The sequence below is a fragment of the Nonomuraea lactucae genome, from assembly GCF_003313395.1.
In the GTDB taxonomy this organism is placed as follows: Bacteria; Actinomycetota; Actinomycetes; order Streptosporangiales; family Streptosporangiaceae; genus Nonomuraea; species Nonomuraea lactucae.
Map to the genome: position 1 here is coordinate 1 of NZ_QNFZ01000928.1, position 8588 is coordinate 8588.

9 protein-coding genes are annotated in these 8588 nt (G+C 71.8%); 3 read left to right on the forward strand and 6 right to left on the reverse strand.

The features are described 5' to 3' along the window. The coding region (locus tag DQW85_RS32185) for an SDR family NAD(P)-dependent oxidoreductase (protein ID WP_113703552.1) at positions 1–809 on the forward strand (809 nt) is incomplete at its 5' end. A gap of 41 nt (positions 810–850) precedes the next feature. Further along, positions 851–1513, forward strand: a complete 663-nt coding sequence (locus DQW85_RS32190; protein ID WP_240197558.1) for a TetR/AcrR family transcriptional regulator — start codon at positions 851–853, stop codon at positions 1511–1513. 35 nt (positions 1514–1548) lie between these two features. On the opposite strand, the gene DQW85_RS32195 is transcribed toward DQW85_RS32190, so the two are convergent. After that, positions 1549–1896 (reverse strand): hypothetical protein, encoded by a 348-nt coding sequence (locus DQW85_RS32195; RefSeq protein ID WP_113703554.1) that lies wholly within the window; start codon positions 1894–1896, stop codon positions 1549–1551. A gap of 102 nt (positions 1897–1998) precedes the next feature. Here DQW85_RS32195 and DQW85_RS32200 point away from each other — a divergent pair, with 102 nt between their 5' ends. After that, positions 1999–2529: a tetratricopeptide repeat protein gene (locus tag DQW85_RS32200; protein WP_240197559.1), complete on the forward strand. Its 531-nt coding sequence runs from the start codon at positions 1999–2001 to the stop codon at positions 2527–2529. A 165-nt stretch (positions 2530–2694) separates the two neighbouring features. On the opposite strand, the gene DQW85_RS32205 is transcribed toward DQW85_RS32200, so the two are convergent. The 5 genes from DQW85_RS32205 to grpE form a co-directional block, all read right to left on the reverse strand. After that, positions 2695–3657, reverse strand: a complete 963-nt coding sequence (locus DQW85_RS32205; RefSeq protein WP_113703556.1) for a hypothetical protein — start codon at positions 3655–3657, stop codon at positions 2695–2697. Positions 3658–3946: 289 nt separating this feature from the next. After that, positions 3947–6517 carry an ATP-dependent chaperone ClpB gene (clpB, locus tag DQW85_RS32210; RefSeq protein ID WP_113703557.1) on the reverse strand — a complete coding sequence of 857 codons (2571 nt, stop codon included), beginning with the start codon at positions 6515–6517 and terminating at the stop codon, positions 3947–3949. A 6-nt stretch (positions 6518–6523) separates the two neighbouring features. Beyond that, positions 6524–6874, reverse strand: a complete 351-nt coding sequence (locus DQW85_RS32215) for a heat shock protein transcriptional repressor HspR (RefSeq protein ID WP_113703558.1) — start codon at positions 6872–6874, stop codon at positions 6524–6526. A gap of 3 nt (positions 6875–6877) precedes the next feature. Beyond that, entirely contained in the window at positions 6878–8056 is a 1179-nt protein-coding gene (gene dnaJ, locus DQW85_RS32220; protein WP_113703559.1) for a molecular chaperone DnaJ, read from the reverse strand. A gap of 19 nt (positions 8057–8075) precedes the next feature. Continuing rightward, a partial coding sequence (gene grpE, locus DQW85_RS32225) for a nucleotide exchange factor GrpE (RefSeq protein WP_113703560.1) occupies positions 8076–8588 on the reverse strand: 513 nt, incomplete at its 5' end.

Here is an 8588-nt window from a genome sequence, read left to right on the forward strand (position 1 = left end):
CGTTCGGCGACCGGCTGGTGGTCGTCACGGGCGCGGGCAGCGGCATCGGCCGCGCCACCGCACGGGCCTTCGCGGCCCACGGGGCCGAGGTCGTCTGCGCCGATCTGGACGCGGGGACGGCCGCGCGCACCGCGGACGGCATCGCCGAGGACCTCGGCGGCACCGCACACGCCATGCGGGTCGACGTCGCCGACACAGCGCTCATGGAGGAGTTCGCGCGGCAGGTGAGCGACCGGTACGGCGTGCCGGACATCGTGGTCAACAACGCCGGCATCGTGGTCAGCGGACCCTTCCTCGACCACTCCGCCGACGACTGGCGCAAGGCGCTCGACGTGAACCTGTGGGGCGTCGTCCACGGCTGCCGGCTGTTCGGCGCCCAGATGGTCGAACGGGGCGAGGGCGGCCACATCGTCAACATCGCCTCGCTCGCCGCGTTCGCCCCGTCGAGGATGCTGCCCGCCTACTCGACCGCCAAGGCGGCGGTGAGGATGCTCAGCGAGTGCCTGCGGGCCGACCTCGCCGGGCAGGGCATCGGCGTCAGCGCCGTCTGCCCCGGCTTCGTGTCGACGCCCATCGCGGGCAACGCCACCTATGTCGGCCCCGACCTGCGCGAGTTCGCCGTGCGGGCCCTGGAACGCCGCGGCTACCCGCCCGAGCGCGTCGCGGCCCACATCCTGCGCGCCGTACACCGCAACCAGGCCGTCGTGCCTGTCAACGTGGAGGGGAGGATCGGGTACGCCCTGTCGAGGCTGTCTCCCGGAGCGCTGCGCGGGCTGGCCCGGCTGTCCGGAGCCATGAGAAATCCGTAATTGACCGGTAACGATCGGCCGCTTCGAGAGAAGATTAAGGCGTGCCGACGCCCCAGATTGACGATGACCGCGCGCGCCCCCAGGCCTTACGCCGGCGGCCCACCCAGCGGCGCAGCGCGCGCCGGGTCGAGCGGATGCTCGACGCCTGCGCCGCGCTGCTCGACGAGATCGGCTACGAGGCGCTCTCCACCACCCGCATCGCCGAGCGGGCCGGTGTCGCGATCGGCTCGGTCTACCAGTTCTTCCCCGACAAGCGGGCCATCACCCAGGAGCTGACCCGGCGCAACGTCGAGCAGTTCGTCTCCCGGGTCGGCCACCGGTTCATCGAGGAGGACTACCGCGGCTGGTGGGAGGCGGTCGACGCGATCATCGACGAGTACGTCGACATGCACCGGACCGTCCCCGGCTTCAGGAGCCTGCACTTCGGCGACGTGGTCGACCTCAACCTGCTCGACTCCGACTCCGACAACAACGCCGTGATCGCGGGACGGCTGCGCGGGCTGCTGCTCAAGGAGTTCGGGCTGGCCGACAGCCATGAGCTCGACGTGGCCATGCTGGTGGCGGTCGAGGCCGGTGACGCGGTGCTCAAGCTGGCCTTCCGTCACGTGCCCGACGGCGACCCGGAGATCATCGACGCGGCCAAGCAGCTCGTCCGCGGCTTCCTGTCTCGCCAGCTCCGCTCCTGGTCGCCGCAGCCCGCCTAGCGTCCGCGGTCGCCGCGGGTCGGCGTGGCGCGTGCCTAGCGGGGGTGCCGGAGGCCGTCGGTGAAGGAGGCGGGCAGGGCGCTGCTCAGCGGCACGGGGGCGGGCACGCACGGGGCGGGCAGCGACACAGGCCGCTCCTCCTTCGCCTCCCTGCCCTCGCGCACCATGCGGGCGTTCAGCCTCGCCTCTACGGCGCGCAGGTTGCGCTCCGCCGCCTCGATGGCCTCCAGGCGGGCCGACAGGTATCCGGCCGCTCCGGGGATCACGGTCGCCAGCACCAGGGCGCACGCCAGCGTGAAGGTCATCTGCTTGGACATGCCCATGACCACCCCTCCGCTCGCGACGCGCGCGACGGCTCTTATGCCCTCGGCCTGCGGCGACACGCCGTGCTTGGCCGTCCTTTGACCTGATCTTGGCGAAGTCGTGGCCGATCGGCGATGTGCATTGCCGGGGCAAACCGGCGAGGGGCTCGGTAGTCTCGCGGTGTGGCGCATGTGACCCGTGAGCACCTTGATCGCCTGCTCGAGCAGGCCCTGCTGGCCGATGACCACGGCTCCTTGGCCGGGCGGCTGTACGACGTCGCGCTGAGCTACTCCTCGGGAGACGTCTCCAGGGCGTCCATCCTGGTCCTGGCGGCCGAGGAATGGCGAGCGGCCGGGCAGCCCGCGCGAGCGCTGGAGTGCTTCCAGCGCGCGGTGGAAGACGGTGGCGAGTCGATCATCGACCCACGTGCCGGCATCGCCGACACGCTGTTCGAGCTGGACAGGCCCGACGAGGCGAGGGAGGTCATCGAGACGATCAGAGCCGAGGGCGGGGCCACCACGGCGACGGCCCACACGATCGCCGAGACCCTCGTGGCCTATGGAGACCTGCGGGCCGGGCTCGACTGGGCGACGCAGGCCGTTCTGGCGAGCGACGAGGACGATCCCGAGCACGTGGCGCTGCTGCGCACCCGCTACCGCATCAGGGTCGATCTGGGCCTGCCCGAAGACGAGCTCGACGCGATGGTCTCCTGACCACACGCGGAAGGGCCGCGACCGGAAGGTCGCGGCCCTCTTCGGAACGCCCCGGGTGGGGCGGGACTTCCGGGCGTTTCCATGGAGCTCCCGGGGTTGGGCGGGACGGGCGCTTCACAGCACGCCCGGTGTTGGGTGGGACGGGGCTCCGTGGAACGACCGGGGTCAGTTCAGGGGCAGCCCGTTCAGGACGTCGTTGACGCCGCCGGCCGCCGGAGTCCGGGAGCCGAGGGGCGGGGCCTGGGGCAGGCGGCCCGCGTCGGGCAGGGTCCCGTCCGTCCTGGGCGCCGCCGGCGCGACGTCCGAGGCGACCCTCTTGGGGGCCTCACCGGTGGGGCGCTTGAGCGAGTGCGAGGCGCCGGGCCCGGCGACCGGCACCCGGCCGAAGGACATCCCGGCGGGCATGGCCGGGAGCACCGGCAGGCCAGGCAGGTTGGGCACCGCGCCCGCCGTCGAGGCATCGGACAGGCCGGAGGGGTTGGGCAGGCCGGAGGGGTTGGGCAGGCCGGAGGGGTTGGGCAGGCCCGCGGGGTTGGACCGGCCCGGGTGGGACCGGTCCGGGTTGGGGCGGTCCGGGTTGGACCGGCCGGGGTTGGGGCGGTCCGGGTTCGACCGGCCGGACGGCTGATCGGGCAGGTGCGAGCTCCGCGAGCTCCGCGAGCTCGCGGAGCTGGCGCCCTTCCCGGGCTTGGCCGAGTCGCCCGCCTTGGCGGTCCTGCCGGCGTCCTCGGTGGCCTTGCCGTTCTCGCCGTTCTCGCCGTTCGTGCCGACCTTGGCGTTCTTGCCGAACTTGCCGGTCTTGGTGGTCCTGGTGGTCTTGCCGGTCCTGGTGGTCCTGTGGGCCGGTTCTGCGCCGGTGTATCCGGTGTCGCCCGTCAGGTTCGTCCCGGCCGTGCCGGCGTCGGCGGGAGCCCGGCCGCTCAGGCCCGTCAGGCCGAGGCGCTGGGCCGTTCTCGTGACGAGCCGGGCCAGCTCCTCGTCCTCCGACACCAGCCGCCCCTCACCCGCGGTGCGGGTGAGGTCGGCGCAGAGCGGCGTGACGGCGGAGTCGACGGACGCCTCCAGGCAGGACTCGGCGGACACCGGGCCCGCCGCGAGCCAGCTCACCCCCGCGGTCAGCGTGGCCACCGCTATGACGCTCCGGATGTTGCGAGATGACACTTCACGTCCCCCTGATCGTGTTCGGCGATCCGATGAAGCGCCAAGCTAGTCAGCCACGCGGCGGGCGGAAGGGGGCTTGCCCGAAGGCTGGGGCAGACCTTACCGGCGGGTGGGCGGCCTGACCGTCCCATGGAACGCCGCCGCCCGGAGGCCGAACCGGCCTCCGGGCGGGGAGGGAAGGGACGTCCGGCGCGCGGGAGCGCCGGACGGTCAGGCACTGGAGCGCCGGACCGTCAGGCACCGGAGCGCCGGACGGTCAGGCGCGCTGGATGGTCAGCTCGTCGTCGCCGAGGTCCACCTTGACCTTGTCACCGTCGACGACCTCACCCGAGAGCACCGCCTTGGCCAGCTTGTCGCCGATCGCCGACTGGACCAGCCGGCGCAGGGGACGCGCGCCGTACAGCGGGTCGTAGCCGGTGAGCGCGAGCCACTCGCGGGCGGCCGGGGTGACCTCCAGCGTCAGCCTGCGGTCGGACAGCCGCCGCGCGAGCCGATCCACCTGCAGGTCGACGATCTTCGCCAGTTCCTCGGAGCCGAGCGCGTCGAACAGGATCACGTCGTCGAGGCGGTTGAGGAACTCGGGCTTGAAGGAGGTCCGGACCGCGCCCATGACGGCCTGGCGCTTGGAGCCGTTCTCCAGCGTCGGGTCGACCAGGAACTGCGAGCCGATGTTGGAGGTGAGGATCAGGATCGTGTTGCGGAAGTCGACCGTGCGTCCCTGGCCGTCGGTCAGCCGCCCGTCGTCGAGCACCTGCAGCAGGATGTCGAAGACCTCGGGATGCGCCTTCTCCACCTCGTCGAGCAGCACCACCGTGTACGGCCTGCGCCGCACCGCCTCGGTGAGCTGGCCGCCCTCCTCGTAGCCGACGTAACCCGGAGGCGCGCCGACCAGCCTGGCGACGCTGTGTTTCTCGGAGTATTCGCTCATGTCGATGCGGGTCGTCGCCCGCTCGTCGTCGAACAGGAACTCCGCCAGCGCCTTGGCCAGCTCGGTCTTGCCGACACCCGTGGGCCCGAGGAACAGGAACGAGCCCGTGGGCCGGTCGGGGTCGGCGATGCCCGCCCGGCTGCGCCGCACGGCGTCGGACACGGCCTGTACGGCCTGCCGCTGCCCGACGAGCCGCCTGCCCAGCTCCTGCTCCATGCGCAGCAGCTTGGCCGTCTCGGCCTCCAACAGGCGGCCCGCCGGGATGCCCGTCCAGGACGAGATGACCTCGGCGATGTCGTCGGGGCCCACCTCCTCCTTGACCATGGCGTCGTCGGGTGGCGCGGCCTCGGAGGCCTCCTGGAGCGCCTGCTCCAGCCGCGGCACCTCGGCGTACATGAGCCGGGAGGCCGTCTCGAAGTCGCCGTCGCGCTGCGCCCGCTCGGCCGCGCCGCGGGCCTCGTCGAGCTGCTTCTTCAGTTCGCCGACCTTGTTGAGCCCGGCCTTCTCGCGCTCCCAGCGGCCGACGAGGGCGTTGAGCTCCTCCTGGCGGTCGGCCAGCTCCTTGCGGAGCCGTTCGAGCCGCTGGACGGAGGCCTCGTCGGTCTCCTTGGACAGCGCCAGCTCCTCCATCTTCATCCGGTCGACGTCGCGCTGGAGCTGGTCGATCTCCACGGGACGGGAGTCGATCTCCATGCGCAGCCGGGAGGCGGCCTCGTCGACCAGGTCGATGGCCTTGTCGGGCAGGAACCTGCTGGTGATGTAGCGGTCGGAGAGCGCGGCGGCGGCGACCAGCGCGCTGTCGGCGATCTGCACCTGGTGGTGGGCCTCGTAGCGGCCCTTCAGCCCGCGCAGGATCGCGATCGTGTCCTCGACCGTCGGCTCGCCCACGTAGACCTGCTGGAAACGGCGCTCCAGCGCGGGGTCCTTCTCGATGCGCTCGCGGTATTCGTCGAGCGTCGTGGCGCCGATCATGCGCAGCTCGCCGCGGGCCAGCATGGGCTTGAGCATGTTGCCCGCGTCCATGGCGCCTTCGGCGGCGCCCGCGCCGACGACCGTGTGCAGCTCGTCGATGAACGTGACGATCTGGCCGTCACTCTCCTTGATCTCGGACAGCACGGCCTTGAGCCGCTCCTCGAACTCGCCGCGGTATTTCGCGCCGGCCACCATCGCGCCCAGGTCGAGCGAGATCAGCCGCTTGTTGCGCAGCGACTCGGGCACGTCGCCGGCCACGATGCGCTGGGCGAGGCCCTCGACGACGGCGGTCTTGCCGACGCCGGGCTCGCCGATCAGCACCGGGTTGTTCTTGGTGCGCCTGGACAGGACCTGCACGACCCGGCGGATCTCGGAGTCACGGCCGATGACCGGGTCGAGCTTGCCGCTGCGGGCGCGCTCGGTCAGGTCGACGCCGTACTTCTCCAGCGCCTGGTAGGTGTCCTCGGGCGTCTCGCTGGTGACGCGGGCGTGGCCGCGTACCTTCTCGAACGCGTCGAGCAGCGCCTGCGGCGTCGCCCCCTGCGACTTGAGCAGCTCGGCGACCTGTCCGCCGTCGGTGGCCAGGCCGACGAGCAGGTGCTCGGTGGAGACGTACTCGTCCTCCAGCCGCTTGGCCCGCTGGGCCGCGGTGTTGATGACGGTCAGCAGCTGGCGCGAGCTCGACGGCGCGCTGACGGTCGAGCCCTGCGCCTTGGGCAGCGCCGCAAGCAGCTCCTCGGCCCTGGCGCGCAGCGCCTTCCAGTCGGCGCCCACGGCCTCCAGCAGAGGCACGGCGGTGCCGCCCGTCTGGGCGAGCAGCGTGGTCAGCAGGTGAACCGGGGCGATCTCCGGATTGCCCTCCGCGGCGGCACGCCGCATGGCCCCGGAGAGAGCTTCCTGGCTCTTCTGGGTGAGCTTGTAGTCCATGTGTTCCTATGCCCCCGGTGGCAGCTCGTAGCGGATCAGCGCCCTGACCATCTGCATCTCGGCGCGCAGGCGGTGAACCTCCTCACGCAGCCGCAGAGCCTCGTTCTCCAGCTCCAGGATCCGCTTGATGCCGGCGAGGTTGATGCCCTCCTCCTGGGAGAGCCGCTGCACCTCGCGCAGCTGGATGATGTCGCGAGTCGAGTAGAGGCGGCCGCGCCCCGCCGTGCGTCCCGGGCAGACCAGCCCCAGCCGGTCGTACTGCCGGAGCGTCTGGGGGTGCAGCCCAGACAACTGCGCGGCCACCGAGATCACGTAGACGGGAGTCTCGTCTGACAGGTCGAAATAGTTGGCGTCCATCGGCTACTCGCTTCTGGCTCTCAGGATGAGATCAGCCCGCGGGTCCTCACCCGCGGTCGCGGTGTTGAACTCCGTGAGGAGCTCGCGTGACTTGTCGTCGAGCGTCTTGGGCACCAGCACCTCGACAGCGGCGAGCAGGTCGCCCTTGGTGCCGTCCTTGCGGGTGACGCCGCGTCCGCGCACCCTGAACGTGCGGCCGTTGGGCGTGCCCGAGGGGACGCGCAAGGTGACCGGCAGGCCCTTGAGGGTCGGCACCTTGATCTCGGCCCCGAGCGCGGCCTCCGTGAACGTCACCGGCACGGTGACCGTCAGGTTGTCGCCGCTCCGCCCGAACACCGCGTGCGGTTTGACGTGGGTCTGGATGTAGAGGTCTCCGGCGGGCCCGCCGTTCTCACCCGGTGCGCCCTTGCCCTTGAGCTTGACCCGCTGGCCGTCGGCCACCCCGGCGGGGATGCGCGCCTGGATGGTGCGCGTGCTCCTGGCCCGGCCGCTGCCCTCGCACACTGGGCAGGGGTCGTCCACGAGCAGCCCGCGGCCCTTGCAGTCGCGGCAGGGCTCGGAGAAGGCGAAGTTGCCCAGGTTGCGGCTGGCTGCCCCGGTGCCCTCGCAGGTCGGGCAGACCCGCGGGGTCGTGCCCGCCTTGGCCCCCGTCCCGCTGCACGCCGTGCAGGCGGCCGAACTGGTCAGCCTGAGCGACACCGTGGTGCCCTCGACCGCCTCCGTGAACGTGAGGGTGACCTCCGACTCGATGTCCTGGCCCCGGCGCGGCCTGGTGGTCCTGGTCGTACGGGTCGTGCCGCCCCCGCGGTTGAACAGCCCGCCGAACAGGTCGCCGATGCGGTCACCGGCCCCCTGGCCGCCCTGGTGGCCGCCGGTGCCGCCGAAGAGGTCACCGAAGTCGAACGGGAACCCGCCACCGCCGGGACGCTGGCCGCCGACACCGGACCCGAACAGGGCGCGCGCCTCGTCGTACTCCTTGCGGCGCTTGCTGTCGGACAGGACGTCGTAGGCCTCGGAGACCTCCTTGAACTTGGTCTCCTTGGACGCGTCGCCCTGGTTGGTGTCCGGGTGGTACTGCCTGGCCAGCTTCCGGTAGGCCTTCTTGATCTCGTCGGCGGTGGCGGTCTTGGGCACACCAAGGACGGCGTAGTAATCCTTCTCCAGGTAGTCCTTGGTGCTCATCTATGGCCCTTCGTCCTTGTCAGTTGTCGTCGTCTGCGGGCGCCGGGGGGGCGTCCTCGGGCTCGGCCACGGCCACCCGCGCCGGGCGGAGCACCCGCTCGCCCAACCGGTAGCCCGACTGCAGCACCTCGATGGCGGTCGGCTCGGTCACGTCGGGCGAGTAGCTGTGCATCAGCGCCTCGTGGACGGTCGGGTCGAAGGGCTCGCCCTTCTGACCGAACGAGCTGAGGCCCAGCTTGGTGAGCGCAGCCTCCAGTGACTCGGCCACCTTCGCGAATCCGCCCGTGAGCTCGCCGTGGTCGCGGGCCCTGCCGAGGTCGTCGAGCACCGGCAGGAGCTCGACCAGCGCGCCCGCGACGGCCTGCTCGCGGACCGCGACCCGGTCACGCTCTACGCGCCTGCGGTAGTTGGTGTATTCGGCCTGGAGGCGCTGCAGATCGGCGGTCCGCTCGGCGAGCTGCGCCTGCAGCTCGCCGTCGTCGCCCGCCGGCCCCGCCGGACCTGCCGTGGCCGCACCGGCCGTGGCCTGGCC

Bases quoted from the DNA above. Each gene is read 5' to 3' on its own strand.
- clpB (WP_113703557.1), bottom strand. From the start codon at position 6,517: ATGGACTACAAGCTCACCCAGAAGAGCCAGGAAGCTCTCTCCGGGGCC.
- DQW85_RS32215 (WP_113703558.1), bottom strand. From the start codon at position 6,874: ATGGACGCCAACTATTTCGACCTGTCAGACGAGACTCCCGTCTACGTG.
- dnaJ (WP_113703559.1), bottom strand. From the start codon at position 8,056: ATGAGCACCAAGGACTACCTGGAGAAGGATTACTACGCCGTCCTTGGT.